The sequence below is a fragment of the Pontivivens nitratireducens genome (genome assembly GCF_011290545.1).
Lineage (GTDB): Bacteria > Pseudomonadota > Alphaproteobacteria > Rhodobacterales > Rhodobacteraceae > Pontivivens > Pontivivens nitratireducens.
The window spans coordinates 1,737,426-1,762,819 of record NZ_CP049811.1 but is presented as its reverse complement, the minus strand read 5'-3'; the positions used below and the strand labels follow the sequence as shown (position 1 = coordinate 1,762,819).

Sequence of the window (25,394 nt, the reverse complement as noted above, 5' to 3'; positions counted from 1 at the left end):
GCGGCTTCAAACCGATCAACCCTCTATATCGTGGTGGCGGCATTGCGTGCGGCCTTCGCGATTACGCCGACAGGAGTCACGCGCGGGCCCCAACCACGAACACCTTCAATCTCCCTATATACGAAATATACGAACGTTTTTTCACGTCGCCACGGCGCGATAACGGTCGCGCCGTGGCATCGGGTCCTTTTCAGGACAACCAGCCCTGAATGCGCTGCAAGGCGAGGGACAGGCCGTCAGGGGCGATTCCGTGTCCGACGCCTGGGCTGACATGGCTTTGCACATCGAAGCCCGCTGATTTCAGGGCTTTCTCCGCCTCGGGCATGGAGGCGGGCGGCACCACCTCGTCGCTGTCGCCGTGAATCAGTTGCACCGGTGGCTTGCTGACCGCATCGGCGAGGCTCTCGGGTCGCATCAGTCGGCCCGAAAACCCAACGATACCGGCAAGTTGCTGCGCGCGTTGAGGGCCGACATGCAAGGACATCATCGTTCCCTGGCTAAAGCCCACCAGAACCGTCCGGTCCGCAGGAAATTCCTTTGCCATTTCATCCAGATATCTGTTGAGCATATCAGTTGAGGCGGCAAATCCCTGCCCCATCTCGACCTCGCTCGACCCATCCATCCAGGGGATCGGGAACCACTGGTATCCCATTGGGTTCACGGAACATTTCTGCGGGGCGTTCGGCGCCACGAATGTCACGTTGGGCAAGTGCGGCGTCAGGGGATCGGCCAGCCCTATCAGGTCGTTTCCATCTGCACCGAAGCCGTGCAGCAAAATGACGAGCGCGTCCGCCGCGCCCGAGGCCGCATCGCGGCGTGGTCCAGTCAAAGTTGTCATACGAACCCTTCGTTCATGTTTTCAGGTTATCCCCTCACGGGATTTCACCACGTGATAATAGGCCCAAAGCAACCGGGCCGCCACCGATCGCCAAGGCGACCAGGGGGCAGCCAGCTCCCGAAAGGCCTTTTCCTTCGGCCGCTCGGGCAAGTCAAAAAGGATTCGCGCCGCCTCCTGCAAGGCCAGATCGCCTGGGGCAAAGACATCCGCACGGCCGAGCGAGAACATCGCGTAGATCTCAGCGGTCCAGACGCCGACGCCCTTCAACGCGACCAAGCGGTTGACGACCTCATCATCCGGCAGATTGCGCAACGCCTCGAAATCCACATCGGCGTCGATCAGCCCGCGTATGTATTTTATCTTCGGACGCGACAGGCCGCAGGCCCGCAATTCATCATCACTCATCGCGTGCGAGCCGGACAATGTATGCGCGCCAGCCGCTTCCAGCCTGTTCCAGATGCCCCGGGCCGCAGCGACCGAAAGCTGCTGACTGACGATTGCGGACAGCATGGCGGGATACCCATCGTCGCGTCGGCGCAAGGGCAACGGTCCGGTCAACTCCAGCGCCTTGGCAAACCGGTCGTCATGGGCTGCAAGCCATGCGGCCCCCTCGGCAACATCCTGATCCGTCTCGATGATCCTGCCGACACTCATATCGGCAACAGGTGTTGCAGATCACGCATCGCGTGAAATGGCATCGCGCCAACTGCGGACAGCCCCGCCCCGTCATCGTCAGGCGCGAAGCCGTAGCAGGCCATTCCCGCCGCCTGCGCCGCACGGGCGCCGGTCGCGCTGTCCTCAACCACGACGACATGTTCCGGCGCGACGCCCAGCAAATCCGCCGCCGCCAGATAGACATCCGGCGCGGGCTTGGGTGCGCCCAGCGCCACGGCGGACAGCACCCTTCCCTGCAGCCGATCCGCAAATCCGCAGCGCGCCAGCGTGATTTGCATCTTTCGCTCCGGCCCGTTCGATCCGATGGCATAGGGAATTGCACGCGCGTCCAACCAGTCCAGCACATCCACCGCCCCCGGAACCGGCGTCACCTCCTGTTCGAGGACGGCGTAGATCTCGGCATAGATGGTATCGAGCCAACCGCTCTCGATCCGGGCACCGCTGGCCCGCGCGACCTCACCCACACCGGCCACGGTTCCGCCGACGAAGCTGGTCATGATCCTCTCGACCGGCCAGTCCAGCCCGCGTTGGGCCAGATTGTCGCGGATCACACGGTTCGTCAGCCGCTCACTGTCCACCAGCACACCGTCACAGTCGAAAATCACGGCGCGGATCATGAGGCCTCCTGGAATGTATCAATACGCAAGATGCGTTGCGCTTCGGATGTCGCCGGTTCAAAATGCCCGAATGACAGCGATCACCGAACCACCCCGCCCTCTTGTCGATGATAAGCGCACGATGCGCAACGTGCGCGTTCTGGTCGCGGCGCAGGGCATTATGGGTGCGCAGATGCCCATTACCTTTGTCCTAGGGGGGCTGGCGGGCCAGATGCTGGCCACCAACAAGCTGTTCGCGACCCTGCCAATCAGCGTGATCGTTCTGGTGTCGATGTTCAGCGCCCCGATGCTGTCCATGCTGATGGGAAAATACGGACGCCGTGCCGGTTTCCTGACCGGGGTCGGCGCAGGCGGTATCGGGGCTGCGATCAGCGTGTTCGCGTTGTATCAGGGCAGCTTCGGACTGCTGCTGGCGGGCCATACCCTGACCGGTATCTATATGAGCGCACAGGGCTTTTACCGGTTCGCCGCCACCGATGTTGCCAGCGACGATCTGCGGCCCAAGGCAATCTCGTGGGTCATGGCGGGCGGCTTGCTCTCCGCAATCATCGGCCCGCAATTGGTGGTGTTCTTTAGCGGTGCACTGGCACCCATTCCCTTTGCGGGGGCATATCTCGCGATTGTGGGATTGAACCTGATCGGCGTGGTGCTGTTCTTCTTTCTGGACGCCCCCAGGCCCCCGGCGCGCAATCCCGGCGACAGCACCGGTCGGCCCCTGATGGAAATCCTGCGGCAGCCCCGGGTCTATACCGCGATCATCTGCGCCATGGTCTCCTACGCATTGATGAACCTGATGATGACGTCGACGCCGCTGGCCGTGGTGGGCTGCGGCTTCTCGACCGAGGACGCGGCGCATGTCGTGCAGTTCCACGTGCTTGCCATGTTCGCGCCCAGCTTCTTTACCGGCAACCTGATTGCCCGCTACGGGGCGGAGAAGATCATCGCCATCGGTCTGGCGTTGCTGCTCGGCGCGGGAGTCGTCGCATTGTCCGGGGTGGAGTTGAGCAGATTTTTCGTGGCGCTGGTATTGCTGGGCTTGGGGTGGAACTTCGGCTTTATCGGTGCCACGGCGATGCTGACCTCGGCCCACGCCCCGGCGGAGCGGGCGAAGGTGCAGGGTCTCAACGACTTTCTGGTCTTTGGCATGGTCGCGGTGGCCAGCTTTGCTTCGGGCGGTCTGATGAACGGTGTCGGATCGGACGATGTGCTGGTTGGCTGGTCCGCCGTAAACTACGCCATGGTGCCGTTTCTAGTGCTGGCTGGTGGCGTTCTGATGGTCTATGCGCTGCGGCGTCGGATGGACTGAGTTACCACTGCCGACCGCTTACCAAGGTTCACCGCTTACCAACGGCCGGCGAGGGTCCGTATTAGTAGGCTGCCCTTGCGCCGGAAATCCGATACCTCCACCCCGGTGAAGATCGCGGCGGGATCGCGGACGACAGCTTTCAGAATGGCCTCGCTGCGCCATCCGGCGCGCAGAGCCGCCTTTGCGGTGTCGTTCAGCCTCGGCCGGCCGGCCTGCGCCAATCTGTCCAACCCGTCACGGGCAACCGCTCGCACGGCCTCCGCCACTGATGGTGGCATCTCACCGTTCAGGACCTGCTGGCGAGGCAATCCCCCATCAACGGGCAAAGGATCGCGCCCGGCCGACCACAGCGTCGGTAGGGCACGCAGCAAACCTGCCGCTCCATGCGCCCAACCGACATGGCCCGCAATCTGCGCGGCATCCTCACCGGACGAAGCGACGGCCAATCGCATCAACCCTGCCCCCGTCGCATCCAGATAGGCGTCGAAGGCGGACCGTCCGGCATGGGCATCGGCATAGATGTCGAATGATCGCGCGTCGATCAGCGCCTCGAACGGATAGCGCGGCAGCGCGGCCTCGCGTATCACCCGGGCCAGCGGCTCGACGACCTCATGTTTGCGAGGGGGGGCGCCGGCATAGATCTCGGCGATGGCATCGCGCCACCATTGCAGGCGAATCTCCGCCAGTTGCGGTTCTGAGACGACCCAGGGCGCGCGCGCGACCTCAACGTTGAAGGCATAGAGGGGGAACAGCACCGCCCGCCCATGCTCAGACGCGGTCATGGCGCTGAGGAAGCGGTCGGGATCGGCCTTCTCCACTATGGCTGCACAGGCTTGCCAGTTCATGCCGGTTCCACCACGAAAACAGCGTAGGCATAGGCGTCGGAGTGGCGCTCAAACAGCTCGACCTCCTGCCGAGCACCATCGAGCACACCACGCAAGGTCTCATCCGCCTCGGGGCGCAAGGCATCCGCGCGCGCGCCCAGAGGGCCGAGATAGACCTCCCAATCCTCCTTCGGCTGCACGAAATCGTCGATCACGCGCCAGCCTGCCGCCTCGACACGCCGACGCACGCCGTCGCGATTGGTCATTTCGGGATATTCCATCCAGAACAGGCGTGCCTCCTCAGGCACGGTGCGCTTGATCCACACCACTTCGGAGAACACGGCCCGTCCCCCCTGGGCCAGCAGGGGCCGCCAGGCGCGCAGGCCAGCCTCGATGCCCATGAAATACATCGCCCCCTCGCACAGGATCAGGTCGAGCGTGCCGTTCGCAAATCCCGGTGCCCGCATATCCGCGACCCGCGTCTGCAACCGTCGCGCCAGACCAGCGGCATGGGCGCGATGTTCCAATGTATCGAGATAGGGCGCATGGTGGTCCACCGCGATCACCTGCGCCTCCGGCAGGGCGCGCAACGTGACCATCGTCGCGGCACCGGGTCCACACCCCATATCAGCGATTCGCGCCGGACCGCTGACGCCTGACAGGGTCAGCGCGCGCAAGGTCGTAGCATCTGACCCGGGTGCCTCTCTCAACAGGCCCTGATGCAGGATGAATATCGGATCGCTCACGCTTTCACTTTCTTCAAATATCCCCGCCGGAGGCACTTCATGCTGTCGCGCCGTCACGAATCAGTTTCCACGTCACCGCATCGCTGAGCGCCTGAAAACTGGCATCGACGATGTTTGCCGACACGCCGACCGTGGACCAGCGCCGCCCCTGCCCGTCCTCACTGTCGATCAGGACACGGGTCACGGCCTCGGTGCCGCCATTCGTGATGCGAACCTTGAAATCCACCAGCTTCATATCGTTGATGAAGCTCTGATAACGCCCCAGATCCCGTCGCAGCGCAGCGGAAAGCGCGTGGACCGGCCCCTGATCCGCCTCGCTTTCGGCAAAGAAACTATCTGCGGCGGAAATTATACGCTCCCCCCCGATATTGACCACGACGACCGCCTCCGAGACGGTGATTTTCTCACCTCTGGCGTTGCGCCTCTTCTCGACCATCACGCGGTAGCGTTCGACATCGAAGAACCGGGGCAACTGGCCGAGGATACCGCGTGCGACCAACTCGAACGAGCCCTTGGCGCTGTCATAGGCATAGCCCTGATCCTCGCGCCGCTTCACCTCGTTCAGGATTTCGGACAGGCGCGCATCGCCTTTTTCCACAGCGATTCCGGCCTCCTCCAGCCTTTGCCGCAGATTGGATTGCCCAGCCTGGTTGGACATGGGCACCACGCGGGCATTGCCGACGGTTTCGGGCACGACGTGCTCATATGTCGTGGGGTCCTTGAGGATGGCCGAGGCGTGAAGCCCTGCCTTGTGCGTGAACGCCGACGCCCCGACATAGGCCGCGTGACGGTTCGGCACACGGTTCAGAATATCGTCGAGCATCCGGCTGATCTGCGTCAGGTCGCCCAGCTTTTCCAGCGGAATGCCGATGTCGAATTGGCTGGCATAGGGTTCTTTCAGCAGCAAGGTCGGAATCAATGAGATCAGGTTGGCGTTGCCACAGCGCTCACCCAGCCCGTTCAGCGTGCCCTGTATCTGGCGCGCCCCCGCATCGACGGCAGCCAGCGCGCCTGCCACAGCGGTTTCCGTATCGTTATGCGTGTGGATGCCCAGTTTCTCACCCGGCACACCCGAGGCGATGACCTCTGTGACAATGCGGCCGATTTCGCCGGGCAGCGTCCCGCCATTGGTATCGCACAGCACCACCCAGCGGCATCCGGCCTGCAACGCGTCGTGCAGGCAACCCAGAGCATATTCGCGGTTCGCCTTGTACCCGTCAAAGAAATGCTCCGCATCGAACAGGGCCTCGCGCCCCTGCGCGACGACATGGGCAAAGCTCTCGCGGATATTCTCGCGGTTCTCGTCCAGGGTGATGTTCAGCGCCGTGGTCACGTGGAAATCGTGGCTCTTGCCCACCAGACAGACCGCCGGGGTGTTGGCATTAAGGACGCTGGCCAAAACCTCGTCATTGGCGGCGGATCGGCCAGCGCGCTTGGTCATGCCGAAGGCGGTAAAGGTGGCGTGGTCGAGCGTGGGAGCCGCATCGAAGAAATCGCTGTCGGTGGGATTGGCTCCGGGCCACCCCCCCTCGACATAATCCAGACCAAGCGTGTCCAGCGCCCGTGCGATCCGCCGTTTATCCTCCAGAGAGAAATCGACGCCATGCGTTTGCTGCCCGTCGCGCAGGGTGGTGTCGAACAGGGAAAGTTTTTCGCGGGTCATGCCAGATCCTCCAGCTTCGCGGGATCGAAGGTGGGCGAAAGCTCCCACGTCGCGCCCTCAGCGGTGTCCTTGACGATCACGCCAGCCGCGGCGAAGCCGTCACGGATGGCGTCGGAGCGTGCGAAATCCTTCGCGGCGCGGGCATCGGCGCGGGCCGCGATCAGTTTTTCTATCAAAGTGGCGGCATCCCCCGCATCGGGTGCGGCGGCCCAGCCCCCCATGCTTGCATCCAGCAGACCCAGCAGTCCGGCCCCCGCCAGCAATTCCGCGGGTTCGGACAAGCCATGCAACGCCGCAATCGCCCCCGGCGTGTTCAGGTCGTCGGACAGCGCTGCGACAACGCCAGGGGGCACGGTGGCGGCGGGTTCGATGCCCGCCGTCGCCGTTCGCCATTTGCGCAACGTCTTCTCCGCCTCTTCCACGCCACGCTCCGTCCAGTCCAGCGGGGCGCGGTAATGCGTGGACAGCAGGACGAAGCGGATCACCTCACCCGGTATGCCCTGATCCAGCAAATCCTTGACGGTAAAGAAGTTGCCCAACGACTTGGACATCTTCGCGCCCTCGACCTGCAACATGCCATTGTGCATCCAGATCGAGGCCATGCCGTCGTGACCATGGGCGCAGCGGCTTTGCGCGGCCTCGTTCTCGTGATGCGGAAACATCAGGTCGTTGCCGCCGCCGTGAATGTCGAACCGCTCCCCGAAGACTTCGCGCGACATGGCGGAACATTCGATATGCCAGCCCGGTCGACCACGGCCCCAGGGGGACTCCCAACCGGGGGTGCCTTCGTCCGAGGGTTTCCACAGCACGAAGTCCATCGCATCCCGCTTATAGGGCGCGACCTCGACACGCGCGCCGGCAATCATTTCATCGACATTGCGATGGCTGAGCGACCCATATTGCGGATCCGACGCGACCGAGAACAGCACATGCCCCTCGGCTGCGTAGGCGTGGCCCTTCTCGATCAGTTCGGCGATCATGGCGATCATGGCGTCGATGCTCTGCGTGGCACGCGGCGCCAGGTCGGGTTCCAGCGCGCCGAGTGCGGCCATATCGTCGAGATACCAGCCGATCGTTTCTTGCGTGATGTCACCGATGCTGCGCCCGCTTTCGGCGGCGCGGGCGTTGATCTTGTCATCCACGTCGGTGAAGTTGCGCACATAGGTCACGGCGTCCGCGCCGTAGACGTGGCGCAGCAGGCGATACAACGTATCGAACACCACCACAGGCCGGGCATTGCCGATATGCGCCCGGTCATAGACCGTGGGGCCGCAGACATACATGCCCACCTGCCCCGGAACCACGGGCTCCAGCTTCTTCTTTTGCTTGGTCTTGGTGTCGTGAAGGACGATATCTGTCATGCTCAGGCCTTGGCGATAGGGGAACCCCGCGCGGGCTTAACAGGTCAGGTTCTGATAGAAAACGACGAAACCCCGCGCGGACGATATGTCAGCGGATAATGCAGCACCGAATGAGGGGCGTTGGGTTGGTCATGCGCTGACTGTAGGCCCACAAACCGAAATGGCGCAAGCCCCTACGCGGCAGGATGCGCTTGGGCACGAGAAAAAGGCCGGGAACACGTCCCGGCCTCTCCATGTCATATACAGCTAGATCACGCAGCGTTGGCGCGCGAGGGTCCGCGACGCCGCCGGTTGGGGCGGCCGGATTTGGGCGCGCCGCCGGGCTTGCCGCCACCGCCACCGCGACGGTTGCTGCGCGGCTTGCTCTCCCCCTCGGGTGTGCCGCCGGGCAGCAGACGCTCACCGGTGATCTTCTCGACCGCGCGCATCTTCTTGACCTCATCGGGGGCGCACAAGGTAATTGCCACGCCATCCGCGCCGTTGCGCGCCGTCCGCCCGATGCGGTGTACGTAGTTCTCAGGCTCATCCGGCAGGTCGTAGTTCACGACATGGCTGATCCCCGGAACGTCGATGCCCCGTGCGGCAATATCAGTCGCGACCAGCACCTTGACCGTGCCGTGGCGAAAGTTGTTGAGCGCACGTTGGCGCGCGTTCTGCGCCTTGTTGCCGTGGATCGCCTCGGCCTTGATGCCGTCTTTCTCAAGGTTCTGCGCAACACGATCCGCCCCGCGCTTGGTGCGGGCGAAGACGATGGCACGCTCCATTCCCTCCGCGTTCATCAACTGGGCCAGACGCGCCCGCTTGGCGGTGCCGTCCATCAGTTCGGCGGTCTGCTCGATCCGCGTCACCACGGTGGATTGCGGCGCGACCTCGACCCGGACAGGATTGTTGAGGAAGCTGCCCGCCAGCCCCGAAACCTCGGACGGCATCGTTGCGGAAAACATCGCGGACTGACGGCGGGGATGCAGCATGGACACGATGCGGCGCACCGGCTGTACGAAGCCCATGTCGAGCATCCGGTCAGCCTCATCCAGAACCACGAAGCGGACCTCGTCCAACCGCACCTTGCGGTCATCGACCAGATCGAGCAACCGGCCCGGCGTCGCGACCAGAACGTCCACGCCCCGGCCCAGATTGCGGATCTGCACGTTGCGCGAAACGCCGCCCAGAACGAGACAGGTGGACACGCGCGCGCCGCCCGCGAACCGGCGGAACTCGTCGAGGATCTGCACCGCCAGCTCACGCGTCGGGGCCAGGATCAGCGCGCGCGCCGTGCCCGGTGCGGCACGTCCCGGCATTTGCAGGATGTGATGCAGGATCGGCAGAGCGAAGGCCGCCGTCTTGCCGGTGCCGGTCTGGGCCAGACCCAGAATGTCGCGGCCGTCCAGCTGTGGCTGGATCGCCTGCGCCTGAATTGCAGTGGGTTTTTCGAATTTCGCACGCGCCAGCGCATCCTTGATCGGCTGGGCCAGGTCGAAATCGGCAAAAGTCTTGTCGGTCATTTATATCCTTGAAGCCGCACGATACGGCCATGTCTAGCGACCGCGAACACGCGGTCGAACTGCACGATATCGCGCAATCCATCGATGAAGCGATGTTCGGATCTGGCCGCCCCGCACGAATGTCGAGTTGCATCCTGAAGGATACAAAGGGCGGTCCGGGCAGCTAAGCCATCGCGTGGGTCGTTCGGTCGATCCGTGGAGCCGAACCCACGGCACGGACACAGGGTCCGCGTTACGGTAGGGATCACATAAGCCGCCGCACCTGCGAACGCAAGCCCCGCGTGAACTGTCGCTGCGAACGGGGTTGTGGGCGTGCGCGGTATGGACGATCAATGGCGGGTGTTCACGCCATTCTGTTCACCGCACAAGGACCGGACCGTATCATGACCCTCGACCGCGACAGCATACTCAAATCCCTCGCCACCATCGCAGATCCCTCCGGTCAGGGCGACCTGGTCAGCGCGGACCGGGTGCGCGCGTTGAGCGTGACGAACGGCGACGTGCGGTTCGTGCTGGAAATGCCGATCGAGCTGGCCCGCACCGCGGAACCTGTCCGATTGGCCGCGCAAAATGCCGTCGCGGCCCTGCCCGGCGCAGGCGCGGTCTCCGTCGTTCTGACCGCACATGCGGCACCGGGTGAGGCCGCGAAGCCGCCGCCCCCCAATCTCAAGATCGGGCGTCATCCGACCCCGCAAACAGGCCCGGCCAAGATTACGGGCATCAACCGGATCATCGCCATCGCCTCCGGCAAGGGGGGCGTGGGCAAGTCCACGGTCTCCTCCAACCTTGCCATTGCGCTGGCGCAACAGGGTAAGCGCGTGGGCTTGCTGGATGCCGACGTGTACGGCCCGTCGCAACCGCGCATGTTCGGCATCAACGGGCGGCCGGGCTCGGGCGAGGACGGCAAAACGATCATTCCACTGCGTGCGCACGGCGTCACGCTGATGTCCATCGGCTTCATGCTGAAGGAAGATGAGGCTGTAGTCTGGCGTGGCCCGATGCTGATGGGCGCCTTGCAACAATTTCTGGGTCAGGTGGCCTGGGGTGAGTTGGACGTTCTGCTGGTCGATCTGCCGCCGGGCACAGGCGACGTTCAGTTGACCCTGTCGCAAAAGGCCGAACTGACCGGCGCCATCGTTGTCAGCACGCCGCAGGACATTGCGCTGCTGGATGCCCGCAAGGCCTTGGACATGTTCCGAAAGACCAAGACGCCTGTTCTGGGCATGATCGAAAACATGTCCACCTTCATATGCCCGAAATGTGGCGAGGAAACCTCGATCTTCGGTCATGGCGGCGCGCGGGATGAGGCGGAGAAGCTGGGCATTCCGTTCCTGGGGGAAATTCCGCTCAACATGGATATTCGCCTTGGCGGTGATGGTGGCGCGCCCATCGTCGCGTCCCGACCCGACAGCGCAGAGAGCAAGACCTTCGCTCAGATCGCACAGCGCCTGATCGAAGGGGGCCTCATTTGACACCGGCAGACAACCAGAGGTTGCCTGATTTCCTCCAATTCTCGCCGCAATACGGCCCAGATCGAATTGCATATTTCCAATATGGTACAGATGCCGAACAAAACGCACCCGCCGGAGGACGATGAACGACTGGGGTTTGCGCGTCGCATTCTGGTTCTGGCGTCCATCACGATTTCCATCAGCACCTCCGTCGTCTGTCTGATGCTGGTTTTCGCCCTGGGGGTACGATCCGCCGTGGTGCTGCCCATCATGCTGGGATCTCTGTCATACCTTGCCATCCCGTTCATGCTGCACCTTGGAATGCGTCTTAGGCTGGCGCGGGACTTGTTTTTCGTCGTGACCATCGCGGTGGTTCTGGTGATCGGCCTGATCCCGCAGGAGGGGATCATCTTCGGGTTTGTGACCTATCTGCCGGTTTTCATCTGCATCGCGGGCATGTTGTACGAAAAAAAGGGCATAATCGTTCTGACCCTGATCAGCCTGATCGTGATCGCGCTGGTTGCCGTCGGGGATATGACTCGTCTGCCGATCCAGCGCACGATAGAGGGGCCCGGCTCCATCGTGACGATCTCGGTGCGTCACAGCATAGCTGTCATCTTTTCCGCCGTGCTCGTCATTGTGGCGATGGGTCTGTTCGATACCATGCTGGCGCGTCTGCGCACCGCACGCGATCAGGCCCGCCGAGCGGCGGAAAGCAAGACCGCGTTCCTTGCCAATGTCAGTCATGAGGTTCGCACGCCGCTGAACGCCATTCTGGGCATGGCCGAAATTCTGCGAAGCTCCGATCTGAACGAGGATCAGCGGCGCAAAGTCGAAACCATCACCGAAAGTGGCGCGACCCTGCTGGAAATGCTCAATGACATTCTGGACATCTCACGTCTGGAAGCGGACCGGATGCCGATATCGCCGGCACGCCAGGACAGTTCCGACCTGTTCGCAGGGATCGAACGTCTGTGGGGGCCGATTGCAGAGGACAAAAACCTGCGGTTCCTGATCGATTTCGACGCGAACATGCCCGAAGCGATCGAGATCGACGCGCAGCGGTTTCGCCAGTGCATGAACAACCTCCTGTCAAATGCGATCAAGTTCACGCCTGAAGGTTTCATTCGCGTCGCCGCGCGCTGGGACGATCGCGTCGGCTCCCCCACGCGGTTGGTGGTGGATGTGCAGGACAGCGGCATCGGCATGTCGGTCGATGCGGCAAGCCGCATTTTCGATCCGTTCGGGCAGGCGGACGATTCGATCATGGGGGCTTTCGGAGGCTCCGGCCTCGGCCTGACCATCACACGTCAGTTGTCGCGCATGATGAACGGCGACCTGACATTCAAATCCATCGCAGGTGAGGGCACGATCTTTACCCTGAGCATCGGTGTGAAAGCGCTGGAGACGGAGGCCACGCGCATTCCCCACAACCCGCACCCAGCGAACGGATTGCGGGTGCTGGTCGTGGACGACATTCCGACGAACCTGATGATCGCCGCGACATACATGCGGGTCTTGGGCGCGCAGGTGGATGAGGCGACGAGCGGTGCTCAGGCTGTGGAACTGATGCGCAATCAGGTATTCGATCTCGTACTGCTCGACCTGCATATGCCCGATATGAACGGGCTGTGGGTGTTGGAAAAGGTCCACTCCTTCCGCCGGAAACCGCCTCCTATCGTGATGATAACCGCTGGCGCGACCGAGGCGGAGATGGACCGCGCACGCAGCCTGGGTGCCCGCGACGTGCTGATAAAGCCGCTGACACCGCGTGTGATGGAAAGCCTTCTGCGCAGTTACGCGGCATGATCGCGCGCGATGCAGCCCACTTGCGCTGGGCATGGCCCCTTGCTAACGCATGCGCACCCCAATTGAGCTGAAGGACGCCGGACATGGCCAAAATCAACGGAAACGAGATTCGCCCCGGCTATACGCTGGAACATAACGGCGGCCTGTGGGTCGCGGTCAAGGTCGGGCACGTGAAGCCCGGCAAGGGCGGCGCCTTCGCTCAGGTCGAGATGAAGAACCTGCGCAACGGCTCGAAACTGAACGAACGTTTCCGGTCCGCAGACAAGGTGGAACGCATCCGGCTGGAACAGAAGGATCAGCAGTTCCTCTACGAGGACGACGGCATGCTGGTGTTCATGGACGCGGAAACCTTCGAACAGATTCAGATTCCGGCGGATATTCTGGGTGAGCGTCGCCCCTTCCTGCAGGACGGTATGACCATCCAGGTGGAATATCACGAGGCCGAGGCGCTGAACGCGTCCCTGCCCGAGCGTGTAACCTGCACCATCGTGGAGACGGAGCCGGTGGTGAAGGGGCAGACGGCCGCGAACTCATTCAAGCCCGCCGTGCTGGACAATGGCGTGCGCGTCATGGTTCCGCCCTTCGTCGGACAGGATGAGGCCATCGTGGTTTCCACCGAAACGATGGAATACGTCGAACGCGCCTGATCGTGAGGCCCCCGCTGCGAAGCTAATCCGCCGCGGGGCCTCAATGACTGCGGAACGTGTAGTCGGATCGGTGTCGCACGATGCCGGAAGAACGCGTGGCAGCTATGAACCGCATTATTTGCAGTTCGTCATGCGCTGAGCATAGCGAGCCGATTATGCGCATTGCGGATACCAGCCTAAAAATTTTATAATTTTTCAATGAGTTATAGCGCATTTTTAACGCGGCGCCTACCGCCGAGCGCCGCGTTAAAACGTGCCCCTAAAAATTTCCGGATTTTCCCCCCCGAGGCTGAAACCTTCTTCATCATCCCTTCGTGCCTTCGTCACGGATGAGGAGAAGAGCATGACCGAAGGCCAGATCGAAAGCGCGACAAGTCTGACATCGTTGGAGCGTATCTTGATGGGGGTGGCGGCCGTTTTGCTAATGATCACCTGCATTGCTGCCGCGATCACTTTGCTCCAGCGGCCATCCGCGATGATGATGAGCGTCACGACCGACGCGCTGACCCACGCACGAACCGAAACCGGTGCCGACGAGGGGCACTGAGCCTTCGTCCGCCGATCTGGGGGCGATCTGCGGCTGTCGGGGGGCAGAACGCCGATCGAAGGTCCAGAGCGGGTTATGCCGGGCACAGCCCTTGCATAACCCGCCGGACCGAGTTACCCCGCCGCCTTGTTCCACTCGTCCGTCAGGTGCCCCATGTCCGTCGCTTCCGCCAACGTCAACATCATGATCAAGGCTGCGCGCAAGGCCGCGCGCCAACTCATCCGGGATTTCGGAGAGGTCGAAAACCTTCAGGTCTCCATGAAGGGCGCAGGCGATTTCGTCAGCAAGGCCGACTTCAAGGCCGAGGAAACCATTCAGAACGAGCTTATGGACGCGCGTCCCAATTACGGTTGGGTCGGTGAGGAATCCAAGGCGTTCAAGGGATCCGACCCCACCCGCCGCTGGATCGTCGATCCGCTGGATGGCACCACGAACTTTCTGCACGGCATCCCGCACTGGGCGATTTCCATAGCGTTGGAGCACAAGAGCGAAATTGTCGCCGGTGTCGTCTACGATCCGGTCAAGGATGAGATGTTCGTGGCTGAAAAGGGTGGCGGTGCATGGATGAACGACCGCCGTCTGCGCGTGTCGGGTCGGCGCGAGATGATCGAGATGGTCTTTGCCACCGGCATCCCCTTTGCGAACAAGGGCGATCTGCCTGAAACCCTGCGCGATCTGGGTCGGATCATGCCGGTCTGCGCCGGTGTGCGCCGCTGGGGCTCGGCCGCGCTCGACCTCGCTTATGTCGCCGCCGGTCGTTATGATGGCTATTGGGAGCGGAACCTGAATTCCTGGGATATCGCGGCGGGTCTGCTGCTGGTCAAGGAAGCTGGTGGTCTGGTCGGACCGATGGAGCCGGACGAGAGCATCGTCGAAAGCGGCTCGATCATCGCCGCGAACGAACCGGTCTTCGATCGTTTCGTGAAGCTGATCCGTAACGAATGATCCGCGCCGCCGCTGTCCTGTTCCTCTGCGCATCCGGCGCGGCTGCGCAGCAAGTGGCCCCGCTGGAGCTTGCCATCGGACGGTGCGCCGGGATCAACTCTCGGCTCGACCGGCTGGATTGCTTCGATGCGATTGCACCCGATTTCGGCATCGCCACGACGCAGGCCGGAACCTGGGCGCTGGACATCCGCCCCGACACCTCGGACGGGCCTGCGGTCGTCGCACTGACGCTACAGGCCCTGACCGGCACGTCGGGTTTCGGTGAGCCGGTCGAACTGATCGCCAGATGCCGGGCCAACACGACCGAAGTGTTCATCCGCTGGCACGAATATCTGGGGGCGGACGGCAGCGACGGAACGGACCCGGTCAAGATCGTGTCGTTGTCGCTGGACGATGACCCGGTTGAGCAAGACCGCTGGCCCGTCTCTGACGATGTCGAGGGCACGTTCACGCCCGAATGGGGCGGCACCCTGCTGCGCCGATTGGCCGGGGCGGACCGCCTGACCGCCCGCGTCACGCCCTATGATGAGCGAGAGATCGTCGCAACCTTTGACGTGCGCGGGCTTTCACAGGCGCTGGAACCGCTGACCACGGCCTGCAACTGGCAGCTATAGGCGCGTCAGCCTTATAGGCGGCGCACGGTCGCCTGTCCTGCCTGCATCTCACCCTCTGCCCGGTCATAGCGCAGATAGGCAATGCCCTGCCCCGCCGCGACGGTAAACAGGGTGCCGGCCTGCCGTGTGTCCGCATTGATCGGCGTTCCGACCTCCGGCACCGGCCCCTCGACCGCGACACGTGCCAATCCCTTGCGCAGCTCCGTCTTGTGCTTCATGCGCGCGGTGACTTCCTGTCCGACATAGCAACCCTTGCGAAAATCGACGCCGGAGAGCCGCTCGAACCCGACCTCAAGCAGATAGCTGTCGTTCGGGATCAGTTCGACGCCGGATTCGGGAACCAGATGCGCGACGCGACGGGCGTCGTATTCCGAACGGTCCATACCGGGCGTGTCGCCCCCGTAGAGCCGCCAGCCCATGCCGGCATCTCGTGGATCGGGATAGGCCCCGTCCACCGCTTCGGCCAAGGCCGTAACGGACAAGTCCGTCTCCTCGATCTGCACATCGGCGCGCAGGCGGTACATGCCGAGGCGTTGCATCAATCCCCGGCTGAGGTCCCCTGCCACGTCCAACAGGTAATCATCCCCGTCACGCAGCACGAAGAAATCCACCAGATATTTCCCCTGCGGGTTCAGCAAGGCCGCATAGATCAATCCGTCATCCGCCTTCGCAATGTCGTTGGAGATCAGCCCTTGCAGAAAATCGCGTGTATCCGCCCCTGAAAGGCGGAGTATCCGGCGGTCATGCAATGCATCTGTCATCTTGTTTCCTTTCGCGCAGCGTCAATCACGCATATAGGGTGTGCCACCGCAATAGTCAGAGGCGACATGCCCGCACCGATCAGCATCATTATTCCCACACTCGACAGCGCGGCTGTGCTGGGGCCGTGCCTCGCATCCCTGTCCGACGGTGTGTTCGAGGGGCTGATTGCGGAGCTGATCTTGGCTGACGGCGGCTCCACCGACGATGTCGAGGCCGTGGCGGATGCGGCGGGTGCGCGTCTGATTTCCGCGCCGAAGGGCCGGGGCTCACAGCTGGCCGCCGGATGTGCCGCAGCGCGAGGGGAATGGTTGCTGGTCCTGCACAGCGACACGACGCTGTCCCGGGAATGGACCGGGGCCGTGCGCGACCACATGAATGACAAGGCCGACAGGGCCGGTTGGTTCCGATTGCGCTTCGACAGTTCCGTGCCCCAGGCGCGCATCGTGGCGGGATGGGCAAATCTGCGCGCCCGCTGGTTCGGCCTGCCCTATGGCGATCAGGGATTGCTGATTCCAGCGCATCTGTACCGCACCAGTGGCGGCTACCCCGACATTCCGCTGATGGAGGATGTGGCCCTGGTCCGCCGCCTGCCCCTCAGCCCGCTGGACGCGACGGCCACGACCTCCGCCGATCGGTATCGAAGGCAAGGGTGGCTGCGCCGTGGCTGGCGCAACCTCGGCACACTTGCGCTGTATTTCGCGGGTGTTTCGCCGCACCGCCTGGCCGAACGCTACGCGAGAGGGCGATGAGGCCGCATCTGGTGATCTTCGTCAAGGAACCGCGTCCGGGCCGGGTCAAGACCCGGCTGGGTGCGGATATCGGGCTGGTGCCCGCGGCATGGTGGTTCCGGCATCAGACACGGCGCCTGATCCGCACCATGTCGCGCGATCCGCGCTGGCAGACCGTGATTGCGGTCGCACCGGATCGGATGGGACTTGAAAGCCGCATCTGGCCGCGCCATCTGCCGCGCCACCCGCAGGGCAGCGGCAATCTGGGCCAGCGGATGGCACGCGCGCTGCGCATGATGCCCCCCGGCCCGGCCATCATCATCGGGGCGGATATTCCCGGTATCACCCCGGCCCATATCGCGCGGGCGTTCAACGCACTGGGGGCGCATGATGCCGTTTTCGGCCCCGCGCCGGACGGTGGCTACTGGCTGATCGGATTGAAGCGGACCCGCGCGATCCCGCCGACCCTGTTTGACGGGGTGCGCTGGTCGAGTGAACACGCCCTCGCCGACAGCCGCGCCACCCTACGCGATCATACCATCGCGGAAGTCGCCACGCTGCGCGATGTGGACACCGCCGCCGACCTTTAATGCCACCTCACCCAGCTAATGCCACCGCACCCAGCGCCCGTGAAAATCGCCGCGCCCCAGTTCGACCGTCCGACCATCGGGAAAGCGGGTCAGCAGGATCGCGGCACTGCCGGGTGTGTCGTCCGCTTCCAGCCTCAACCACGCCAGTCGCGCACCATCACGCGCACCGGCGGACCGGATTGCGTGCTCCGCCTGCTCCTGCTCCTCAACTGGCATGTATTGCCACATGATCGAATGCTGGACGACACGGATGCGCCCTTCGGGAACGGGCGCAGCCAGTGTTTCGCGCAGAAACTCGGCGGCACCCAGCTTGCGAATATCCGGCTGCGCGTCCGCGACCATCGCCACGGCCCCCTCGAACCGGGCGATCCGCGCAGGCTGATCCGGCCAGACATATGCGCGCAGGCGACGCCGCGCCGCATCATCCGCGACATTGATCGGCGCAACATCGCAGCCCGCACGCGACACGATGCGTAGCCCCTGGTCGAGCGGCGGGCACTGACCCGACCATTCGGTCACGATCCGAACGGGACCATCGCCATACTGGACGCCCTCACCCAGATCATAGGCATATCGATCCGGATAGAGGTTCAATCCGGCGGAGGCTCCAACCTCCAGCAGTTCGATCTCACCGCCGATGTGCAGCAAGCCGCCCAGCAGCGCACTGCACCGCGACACTTCGTTGGTCTGCGGTGGTCCGTCCAGCCATGGCATCAGCCGCGCATCATTCTGCTTCATCCACTCCACCAGACCCGCGGTGAAGGACTGCTCGCTGATTTTCGCCGGGGGGTAGAGCGCGGCGAGATTCGCATCCTCCCAACTCAGCGCCTGAAAGCCGCCGCACACGCGCAGCGCCAGCGCGTCCCCGGTCGGATCACCGGGCCAGGTCAGCACCCGTGCGCCCAGCGGGGTCTCCAGCGTGAGGACATCCGCCAGAACCGCGCATAATCGCGCCGTAAAGGGCGACTCCAGCCGTGCGCAAGCCTGCCCCTGCGACCGAAAATGTGCTCTGACAGCATCTGACGTGGCATTCTTGCTGGGCATTCTACGCGGCCACCCCCTATTCTGCCGGAAAATCCAAAGGGGAAGTTACCATGAAAGCGATGCGTGTCCACGAACTCGGCCAGCCCATGCAGATGGACGATGTGGAAATTCCGAAGCCCGGTCCAAAGCAAGTGTCGATCGACGTGGCGGCCTGCGGCGTCAACTTCGCCGATACGCTGATCGTGCAAGGAAAGTATCAGGAGAAGCCGGACCTGCCCTTTGCGCCGGGTATGGAAGTCAGCGGTCGGGTTCGTGAGGTTGGCGATGGCGTCGAGCATCTGCGGCCGGGTATGCGGGTTTCGGCGCTGATCGGCTCCGGCGGCTTCGCTGAGGTGGCGCTGGCGGATGCGCGGTCCTGCATTCCGGTGCCCGACGCGATGTCGGATGCACATGCGGCTGCCTTTACCATCGTCTACGGCACCAGCCACGTGGCACTGGACCACCGGGCGCGGTTGCAGCCGGGGGAAAACCTGCTGGTGCTCGGTGCGGCAGGAGGTGTCGGCCTGACCGCCATCGAAATCGGAAAGCTGATGGGCGCGAACGTCATCGCCTGCGCGCGGGGCGCGGCCAAGCTGGAGATCGCGAAACAGGCCGGAGCGGACCACCTCATCGATTCGGATGACGGCGACCTGCGCGAACAGGTCAAGAAACTGGGCGGCGCGGATGTGGTCTACGATCCCGTCGGGGGGGATTTGTTCAAGCAGGCCATGCGTGCCTGCAACCCCGAGGCACGGTTGATTCCCCTCGGCTTCGCGTCAGGCGAGATTCCGCAGATTCCGGCAAATATCCTACTGGTCAAGAATCTGAGCGTGCTGGGCGTCTATTGGGGTGCGTATTCCAAGTTCAGACCTGAAGTGCTCTTGAAGAGCGGGCAGAAACTGATCGAGTGGTATCTGGACGGAAAGCTGAAACCACATGTCAGCCACGAGGTGCCGCTGGAGCGCGCGTCCGAGGCGCACGACCTGTTGATCCAGCGAAAGGCGACAGGCAAGGTCGTCGTCACGATCTGACGTCCTTCCTTTCGCGGGTGATCGGCACGGCACAGACCGGTTTATTCCGCAGCCATCACCGCAGGCGCCCCATAGGCCGCGCGAACCGAACTCGCGAGCTTACCTGCGAGTTCGGCATTGGCGCCGGGGGCGACATACATGTTGATGTTGACCTGCGGCAGCTGGGGCAAGGCACCGCCGTGCTTGATCGTTTCCATATAGGGCGGGGTCGAACCGGAAACGACCGCGTGAATCGCCAGATCAGCACTGACCGAAGCCTCGACCGTACGGGTGGAGTCACTCTCCACCGCCATTTCCCAGGCGATATCCTCGCGGTCCAACGCGGCCTGAACGCCCGCGCGAAAGATGCAGGCATATTCGAACGCCAACCGCAGGGGCCGCTGCTTCCAGGTTTGGCCGTTCGGCGCACCCACCCAGTCAAGCGTATGGGTCGCCAGCGTCTCCCCCCCCGCATCCACATCCGCCTCGGTTGTCAGGATGATGTCGATCTCACCCCGCGCCATCTGCGATTTGAGCCCGCGCGTGTAGGACGACACGAGTTGAACCTTCACCCGCGGAAAATCGACGCCGAACCGTTGGAGAATCATCGGCACGTGTGGATAGACGATATCGTGGGGAACCCCGAAGACGATTTCGCCCTCGTAGGCATGGTGCGTCATCCGGCTCCAGACTTCATCGTTCAGACGCAGGATACGCCGACCGTATCCCAGCAACTGTTCGCCCTGCGCGCTCAATGTGACGCCACGTCCCGAACGATCCAGCAACGGTTGACCCAGAGATTCCTCCAACCTCTTGATTTGCATGGAAACTGCCGATTGCGTCAGGTTAAGTTGACCGGCTGCACGGGTCACTCCACCGCATTCGGCCACGGTGACGAAGGAGCGCAGGGCGGTCATGTCTATGTTTCTGGGCACCATCAATCTCCGTGATGAAACAGTTCACATTCATTCGCTTGTGTTACGCCGACTCGAACACTAGATCAATCACCGAAACAAATAATTCGACCCGCAACGATCAAATGTCCGAATGGAAAATACGATGTACATGACCGCCACCCTGCCCCGCGCAGTCCGCTCCCTCCCCCTTCTGGCCCGTCTCGCCGGATGGCACGCTTGCGCCCGTTCGCGCGTTCACCTGTCCCGGCTGGACGACACATTGCTGGCCGATCTGGGTCTAACCCGCGACGAGGTTCGTCGTGAGTGCGCCAAGCCCTTCTGGGCCTGATCAAACTGGACCTGATCAAAGCAACGAAAGGGTCAGCAGCGGATTGTAGCGCGGGCCGTCGGGGTGCAGCTCGGATTCGAAGAGCGTAAACTCCCGCGCGACAAAGGGCCCCAGCCTGCGCGTCGCGTTTTCGGCCAACCAGTCGGCCGCACGAATATCCAGGGGTGCGCGGCGAAGGCGCGATATTGTGACATGCGGCACGAAACGCCTGTGCCGCAGAATCAGCCCGGCATTTCGCGCGGCCCTGCGAACCTGATGATGCAGCTCCGTCAGAGCGGAATTTTCCGCGACCAGCGCATGGATCTGACGCGGTTTCGCAGCGCCGAAGACACCGAACCCGTCGATCTGCCATGCGAACCGGGGCACCGCGATGCCGGACAGGTTCAGCCCGAACTCCTCCACCGTATCCTCAGCAACATCCGCCGCGAAGGCCAGGGTAATGTGCCAGTTTTCCTCCGGCACCGGATCGCCCGCGGGCAGTGTTTGCGCAATCTGATCCAGCGCACTCGCTGCATCCTCGGCCAGCGGCAATGCAACGAAAATGCGCATCACTCAATCCTTGAGATCAGGTCCATCACACGGGGGCCCAGCGCCTCGACGATCAGCGCGACGCCCTCCGCGTTGGGATGTATGCCGTCAGCCTGCATCAGATCGCCGGCGGCGGCGATGTCCTGCCCCTCCACCCCGAACCCTTCGAAAAAGCTCTCGACGAGGATCGCATCGTGTTCTGCGGCCAGTTCGGGATACATGGCATCGAAATCGGCCTTGAATTGCGGGCCGAAATTGCCGGGCGCCTGCATTCCAATCAGCAAAACCGGTACGTCCTGCGCCCGGGACAGGATCCCGTCCAGATTGGCGCGCGAGGATTTGGGATCAATGCCGCGCAACAGGTCGTTCCCGCCCAAGGCCACGATCAGCGCGTCTACGTCAGGCGTCAGGGTCCAGTCGATCCGCGACAGACCGCCCGCCGTCGTATCACCGGACACCCCGGCATTCAGCACAGTCACGTCCTGCCCCTGTGCCTTCAACCACTCCTGAAGCTGCGGCACCAGCCCATCCTGCGGCGGCAGGCCATATCCCTGCGTCAGACTGTCGCCCAGCGCCGCGATCGTCATCTGCTGCGCCCACGCGCCCGTTGCGGATGCAAGCAGCATCAAAACCGCTAGCCCCGCATTGCGCATTCGCCGCGCGACCACATATCGAAGGCAACCACTCAGGTTGAGACCCGACAGGAGCCGCCGCATGATCGACCCCGTTCTTTCCCTCCGCGACGCGAAACTGGCGCTGGACGCCAACGCCGGGCGGGTCGAGATCCTGCACGGGATCGATCTGGATATCCGGGCGAGTGAGACAGTGGGTCTGACGGGTCCGAGCGGTTCTGGCAAATCTTCTCTCCTCATGATCATGGGCGGGCTGGAACGCGCCACCGGCGGCACGGTAATGGCCCTCGGCCACGATTTGACGGAACTGGGGGAGGACGCCCTCGCCCGGTTCCGCCTAAAACATATGGGGGTCGTGTTCCAGTCCTTCCACCTTATCCCAACGATGACGGCATTGGAAAACGTCGCGACCCCGCTGGAATTGGCCGGGGCCGCCGATGCGTTCGATCGGGCGGAGGCGGAACTGACCGCCGTAGGCCTGTCCCACAGGCTGGATCACTATCCCTCGCAGCTCTCGGGTGGTGAGCAGCAACGCGTCGCACTGGCCCGCGCCGCCGCGCCGCGACCCGCGATCCTGCTGGCGGATGAACCGACGGGAAATCTGGACGGTCCGACCGGTGAGGCGATCATGGACATGCTGTTCGGCCTGCGCGACAGGCATGGTGCGACGCTGGTTCTGGTAACCCACGCCCCCGAACTGGCCGCGCGCTGCGATCGGCAGATCAGGCTGCGCGACGGCCGGCTGGACACCCTGTCCGAGGCTGCGGAATGAGCGCCGCCTGGCGCATTGCGCGTCGGGAGCTGCGGGGCGGCCTGCGCGGGTTCTACATCTTTCTCATCTGTTTGGCCCTGGGTGTTGCCGCGATTGCTGCCGTCGGTTCCGTCCGCGCGGGGATCGAGGCCGGTCTGGCACGCGAAGGCGCGGCAATTCTGGGTGGCGATGCGCAGGCGGAGTTCACCTATCGCTTCGCCACGGAGGAGGAACGATCATGGCTCGAATCCGTCGCGGAGGAGGTCAGCGAAACTGTGGATTTCCGCTCAATGGCTGTGGCGGGAAATGAACGTGGACTGACGCAGGTCCGCGGGGTCGATGAACTCTATCCTCTTTATGGTGAGGTGGTGCTGGACCCGCCGATGGATATCGCCTCGGCGTTGGAGCGTCGCGCCCTGCCGGGGGGTGTGATGCAACCGGTCCTCGCCGCGCGGTTGGGGCTGAGGGTGGGCGATACCTTCACGCTGGGCACCCAACAGTTCGAGTTGCGCGCCCTGCTGCAGCAGGAGCCGGACAGCGCCGGGGCAGGCTTCGGCCTCGGCCCGCGCACCCTTGTCACACTCGAAGGATTGCAGGGGTCCGGGCTGATCACTGCCGGAACGCTGTACGACACGCAATATCGTTTGCGGCTGCCTGCGGGCACGGATCTGGAGGCGTTGGAGAATGCGGCGGAAACCCGTTTCGCGGAGTCCGGCCTGCGGTGGCAGGACAGTCGCAACGGCGCGCCGGGCATCGCACGGTTCGTGGATCGACTGGGCGCGTTTCTGGTGCTGGTCGGGCTGTCCGGCCTGGCGGTCGGGGGTCTGGGCGTCAGTGCGGCGGTGCGCTCCTATCTCGAAGGAAAGCTGGACACCATCGCGACGTTAAAGACCCTGGGCGCAACTGGGCGGGTCATCTTTACCGTATATTTCATTCAGGTCGGCATCCTGAGTCTGATCGGCGTGGGGCTGGGCCTGCTGCTGGGCGCACTGCTGCCGCTGGCTCTGGGCCCGGTCATCGAGGCGCAATTGCCTGTTCCCGCCGTCTTCACGCTGTATCCCGGCCCCTTGGTCGAGGCGGCGATTTATGGCCTGCTGACGGCGGCGATCTTCGTGATCTGGCCGCTGGCGCGTGCGCAGGACATTCGCGCCGCAGGACTGTTCCGCGACATCGCGGGCGGCGGCATGAGCCTGCCACGCTGGCCATTCCTCCTCGTGATCGCGGCTTTGTCTGCGGTGCTGATTGCGCTCGCGATCCTGTTCTCAGGCGCGTGGACGCTGTCACTGGGGGCGGCAGGCGGCATTCTGGCGGCTCTGGCGATCCTTGCGATCATGGCGGGATTGGTGCGGATCAGCGCGCGGCGCTTGGCGCGATCCCGCGTGGTGCGGGGACGCCCCGCGTTGCGACTGGCACTGGGGGCGGTCGGCGGACCTGGGGGTGAGACCGCTTCCGTGATCCTGTCGCTGGGGCTGGGGCTGACCGTGCTGGCCACTGTCGGACAGATCGAGATGAACACCCGCAAGGCAATCTCGCAGGACTTGCCCGAGGTGGCGCCGGCCTACTTCTTCCTCGACATTCAGAACGATCAGTTGCCCGACTTTCTGGAAATCGCGCACGCGCAGGATGGCGTCGGTCGCATTGACACCGCCCCGATGCTGCGCGGTATCGTGACCCGGATCAACGGCCAGACCGCGCGTGACGTGGCGGGGGATCACTGGATTCTGCGCGGCGACCGGGGTGTGACATACGCGGCCAGTCAGCCTGACTCGGCCGAACTGACCCAAGGCACTTGGTGGCCCGACGACTATAGCGGCCCCCCTCTCGTGAGTTTCGCCGCCGAGGAAGGGGCCGAGCTGGGCCTGTCGTTGGGCGACAAGCTGACCGTGAATGTCCTTGGCCGCGATATCGAGGTCGAAATCGCAAACTTCCGCGTTGTGGAGTTCGGGGACATGGGCATCAATTTTGTGATGATCCTGAACGAGGCCGCGCTCGCCGGTGCGCCGCACACGCATATCGCCACCCTCTACGCCGAGGAAGCAGCGGAGGGGCCGCTGCTACGCACCCTTTCGCGCGCCTTTCCGAATGTGACGGCGATCGGGGTTCGCGATGCGATCACGCGTGTCAGTGAGGCATTGGGCGGGCTAGCGGCGGCCACGTCCTATGGCGCGGCGGCGACCCTTGTGACCGGTTTCGTCGTTCTGATCGGGGCAGCGGCGGCGGGAACGCGGCGGCGCGTGTTCGAAGCAGCCGTGCTGAAGACCGTAGGCGCCACCCGGGGCCGCATTTTGGCCAGTTTTGCCCTGCGCAGTGCCATTCTGGGCGCGATGGCCGGATTGGTCGCCATTCTGGGGGGCGCTCTGGCAGGTTGGGCGGTCATGACCTTCGTGATGGAGGCCGATTACAGCTTTCAGGCCATATCCGCATTGACCATCGTGAGCGGTGGCGCGGTGGCCAGCCTGCTGGCCGGACTGGCCTTTGCATGGGCACCTTTGGCCGCGCGGCCCGCCCGTGTGCTGCGGTCACGCGATTGATCGACAGCTATTGGCCGGTTTGTCTTGAAACCACAACGTGAGTTGCCGA

At 63.5% G+C, this 25,394-nt stretch carries 27 protein-coding genes; 14 read left to right on the top strand and 13 right to left on the bottom strand.

The window, feature by feature from the left end; genetic code table 11:
* Positions 1 to 190: 190 nt before the first annotated feature.
* From G8E03_RS08720 to G8E03_RS08710, 3 genes are read right to left on the bottom strand one after another with little or no spacing between them, the layout of a single operon-like run.
* Complete coding sequence (locus G8E03_RS08720; RefSeq protein WP_166190731.1) at positions 191 to 838, bottom strand: alpha/beta hydrolase; 648 nt, start codon at positions 836 to 838, stop codon at positions 191 to 193.
* A 21-nt stretch (positions 839 to 859) separates the two neighbouring features.
* Positions 860 to 1,492: a DNA-3-methyladenine glycosylase family protein gene (locus G8E03_RS08715; protein ID WP_166190729.1), complete on the bottom strand. Its 633-nt coding sequence runs from the start codon at positions 1,490 to 1,492 to the stop codon at positions 860 to 862.
* Complete coding sequence (locus G8E03_RS08710; protein WP_166190727.1) at positions 1,489 to 2,130, bottom strand: HAD family hydrolase; 642 nt, start codon at positions 2,128 to 2,130, stop codon at positions 1,489 to 1,491. Before G8E03_RS08710 ends, G8E03_RS08715 begins: the two co-directional genes overlap by 4 nt.
* 70 nt (positions 2,131 to 2,200) lie before the next feature.
* Between G8E03_RS08710 and G8E03_RS08705 the strand changes: the two genes are divergently transcribed.
* Positions 2,201 to 3,436, top strand: coding sequence for an MFS transporter (locus G8E03_RS08705; protein ID WP_205793039.1), 1,236 nt, complete (start codon positions 2,201 to 2,203; stop codon positions 3,434 to 3,436).
* A gap of 35 nt (positions 3,437 to 3,471) precedes the next feature.
* Here the strand turns inward: G8E03_RS08705 and G8E03_RS08700 are convergent, their stop codons facing one another.
* From G8E03_RS08700 to G8E03_RS08680, 5 genes are all read right to left on the bottom strand, one after another.
* Positions 3,472 to 4,281, bottom strand: coding sequence for a phytoene/squalene synthase family protein (locus G8E03_RS08700; RefSeq protein WP_166190725.1), 810 nt, complete (start codon positions 4,279 to 4,281; stop codon positions 3,472 to 3,474).
* The gene (locus G8E03_RS08695) at positions 4,278 to 5,006 is read right to left on the bottom strand and encodes a class I SAM-dependent methyltransferase (protein WP_166190723.1); all 729 of its coding nucleotides are present in this window, start codon (positions 5,004 to 5,006) and stop codon (positions 4,278 to 4,280) included. Before G8E03_RS08695 ends, G8E03_RS08700 begins: the two co-directional genes overlap by 4 nt.
* Positions 5,007 to 5,043: 37 nt before the next feature.
* Positions 5,044 to 6,669: a citramalate synthase gene (gene cimA, locus G8E03_RS08690; RefSeq protein WP_166190721.1), complete on the bottom strand. Its 1,626-nt coding sequence runs from the start codon at positions 6,667 to 6,669 to the stop codon at positions 5,044 to 5,046.
* On the bottom strand, positions 6,666 to 8,030 hold the full coding sequence (gene cysS / locus G8E03_RS08685) for a cysteine--tRNA ligase (RefSeq protein WP_166190719.1): 1,365 nt from the start codon (positions 8,028 to 8,030) through the stop codon (positions 6,666 to 6,668). Before cysS ends, cimA begins: the two co-directional genes overlap by 4 nt.
* A gap of 251 nt (positions 8,031 to 8,281) precedes the next feature.
* Positions 8,282 to 9,532: a DEAD/DEAH box helicase gene (locus G8E03_RS08680; RefSeq protein WP_166190717.1), complete on the bottom strand. Its 1,251-nt coding sequence runs from the start codon at positions 9,530 to 9,532 to the stop codon at positions 8,282 to 8,284.
* A 29-nt stretch (positions 9,533 to 9,561) separates the two neighbouring features.
* On the opposite strand from G8E03_RS08680, the gene G8E03_RS08675 reads away from it, so the two are divergent.
* The 7 genes from G8E03_RS08675 to G8E03_RS08645 all read left to right on the top strand — a co-directional run bounded on the left by G8E03_RS08675 (position 9,562) and on the right by G8E03_RS08645 (position 15,545).
* Positions 9,562 to 9,699, top strand: coding sequence for a hypothetical protein (locus G8E03_RS08675; RefSeq protein ID WP_166190715.1), 138 nt, complete (start codon positions 9,562 to 9,564; stop codon positions 9,697 to 9,699).
* Between the two features lie 216 nt (positions 9,700 to 9,915).
* Positions 9,916 to 11,004, top strand: a complete 1,089-nt coding sequence (locus tag G8E03_RS08670; protein ID WP_166194041.1) for an Mrp/NBP35 family ATP-binding protein — start codon at positions 9,916 to 9,918, stop codon at positions 11,002 to 11,004.
* A gap of 90 nt (positions 11,005 to 11,094) precedes the next feature.
* Complete coding sequence (locus G8E03_RS08665) at positions 11,095 to 12,792, top strand: ATP-binding protein (RefSeq protein ID WP_166190713.1); 1,698 nt, start codon at positions 11,095 to 11,097, stop codon at positions 12,790 to 12,792.
* Positions 12,793 to 12,875: 83 nt separating this feature from the next.
* Entirely contained in the window at positions 12,876 to 13,439 is a 564-nt protein-coding gene (efp, locus tag G8E03_RS08660) for an elongation factor P (RefSeq protein WP_166190711.1), read from the top strand.
* Between the two features lie 343 nt (positions 13,440 to 13,782).
* Positions 13,783 to 13,986, top strand: coding sequence for a hypothetical protein (locus tag G8E03_RS08655; RefSeq protein WP_166190709.1), 204 nt, complete (start codon positions 13,783 to 13,785; stop codon positions 13,984 to 13,986).
* Between the two features lie 153 nt (positions 13,987 to 14,139).
* Positions 14,140 to 14,931: an inositol monophosphatase family protein gene (locus G8E03_RS08650; protein WP_166190707.1), complete on the top strand. Its 792-nt coding sequence runs from the start codon at positions 14,140 to 14,142 to the stop codon at positions 14,929 to 14,931.
* Positions 14,928 to 15,545: a type VI secretion system-associated protein TagO gene (locus G8E03_RS08645; protein WP_166190705.1), complete on the top strand. Its 618-nt coding sequence runs from the start codon at positions 14,928 to 14,930 to the stop codon at positions 15,543 to 15,545. Before G8E03_RS08650 ends, G8E03_RS08645 begins: the two co-directional genes overlap by 4 nt.
* 11 nt (positions 15,546 to 15,556) lie before the next feature.
* Here G8E03_RS08645 and ygfZ read toward each other — a convergent pair whose 3' ends face one another.
* Entirely contained in the window at positions 15,557 to 16,294 is a 738-nt protein-coding gene (gene ygfZ, locus G8E03_RS08640) for a CAF17-like 4Fe-4S cluster assembly/insertion protein YgfZ (RefSeq protein WP_166194038.1), read from the bottom strand.
* Positions 16,295 to 16,372: 78 nt separating this feature from the next.
* Here ygfZ and G8E03_RS08635 point away from each other — a divergent pair, with 78 nt between their 5' ends.
* The gene (locus tag G8E03_RS08635) at positions 16,373 to 17,056 is read left to right on the top strand and encodes a TIGR04283 family arsenosugar biosynthesis glycosyltransferase (protein ID WP_166190703.1); all 684 of its coding nucleotides are present in this window, start codon (positions 16,373 to 16,375) and stop codon (positions 17,054 to 17,056) included.
* On the top strand, positions 17,053 to 17,625 hold the full coding sequence (locus G8E03_RS08630; RefSeq protein WP_166190701.1) for a TIGR04282 family arsenosugar biosynthesis glycosyltransferase: 573 nt from the start codon (positions 17,053 to 17,055) through the stop codon (positions 17,623 to 17,625). The genes G8E03_RS08635 and G8E03_RS08630 overlap by 4 nt, the downstream gene beginning before the upstream one ends.
* Before the next feature lie 15 nt (positions 17,626 to 17,640).
* On the opposite strand, the gene G8E03_RS08625 is transcribed toward G8E03_RS08630, so the two are convergent.
* Positions 17,641 to 18,669 carry a DUF2332 domain-containing protein gene (locus tag G8E03_RS08625; RefSeq protein ID WP_166190699.1) on the bottom strand — a complete coding sequence of 343 codons (1,029 nt, stop codon included), beginning with the start codon at positions 18,667 to 18,669 and terminating at the stop codon, positions 17,641 to 17,643.
* A gap of 50 nt (positions 18,670 to 18,719) precedes the next feature.
* Here G8E03_RS08625 and G8E03_RS08620 point away from each other — a divergent pair, with 50 nt between their 5' ends.
* Positions 18,720 to 19,679 (top strand): NADPH:quinone oxidoreductase family protein, encoded by a 960-nt coding sequence (locus G8E03_RS08620; RefSeq protein WP_166190697.1) that lies wholly within the window; start codon positions 18,720 to 18,722, stop codon positions 19,677 to 19,679.
* 41 nt (positions 19,680 to 19,720) lie between these two features.
* On the opposite strand, the gene G8E03_RS08615 is transcribed toward G8E03_RS08620, so the two are convergent.
* Positions 19,721 to 20,593 (bottom strand): LysR family transcriptional regulator, encoded by an 873-nt coding sequence (locus G8E03_RS08615; RefSeq protein ID WP_166190695.1) that lies wholly within the window; start codon positions 20,591 to 20,593, stop codon positions 19,721 to 19,723.
* A gap of 112 nt (positions 20,594 to 20,705) precedes the next feature.
* Here G8E03_RS08615 and G8E03_RS08610 point away from each other — a divergent pair, with 112 nt between their 5' ends.
* A complete protein-coding gene (locus G8E03_RS08610) occupies positions 20,706 to 20,903 on the top strand; it encodes a DUF1127 domain-containing protein (protein ID WP_166190693.1) in 198 nt (65 codons plus the stop codon).
* A gap of 15 nt (positions 20,904 to 20,918) precedes the next feature.
* Here G8E03_RS08610 and thpR read toward each other — a convergent pair whose 3' ends face one another.
* Positions 20,919 to 21,452, bottom strand: coding sequence for an RNA 2',3'-cyclic phosphodiesterase (gene thpR / locus G8E03_RS08605; protein WP_166190690.1), 534 nt, complete (start codon positions 21,450 to 21,452; stop codon positions 20,919 to 20,921).
* Positions 21,452 to 22,084 (bottom strand): arylesterase, encoded by a 633-nt coding sequence (locus tag G8E03_RS08600; protein WP_166194035.1) that lies wholly within the window; start codon positions 22,082 to 22,084, stop codon positions 21,452 to 21,454. The genes thpR and G8E03_RS08600 overlap by 1 nt, the downstream gene beginning before the upstream one ends.
* Before the next feature lie 61 nt (positions 22,085 to 22,145).
* On the opposite strand from G8E03_RS08600, the gene G8E03_RS08595 reads away from it, so the two are divergent.
* Together G8E03_RS08595 and G8E03_RS08590 are read left to right on the top strand one after the other, a co-directional pair.
* The gene (locus G8E03_RS08595; RefSeq protein ID WP_166190688.1) at positions 22,146 to 22,835 is read left to right on the top strand and encodes an ABC transporter ATP-binding protein; all 690 of its coding nucleotides are present in this window, start codon (positions 22,146 to 22,148) and stop codon (positions 22,833 to 22,835) included.
* Positions 22,832 to 25,345 (top strand): ABC transporter permease, encoded by a 2,514-nt coding sequence (locus tag G8E03_RS08590; RefSeq protein WP_166190686.1) that lies wholly within the window; start codon positions 22,832 to 22,834, stop codon positions 25,343 to 25,345. The genes G8E03_RS08595 and G8E03_RS08590 overlap by 4 nt, the downstream gene beginning before the upstream one ends.
* Positions 25,346 to 25,394: the final 49 nt, after the last annotated feature.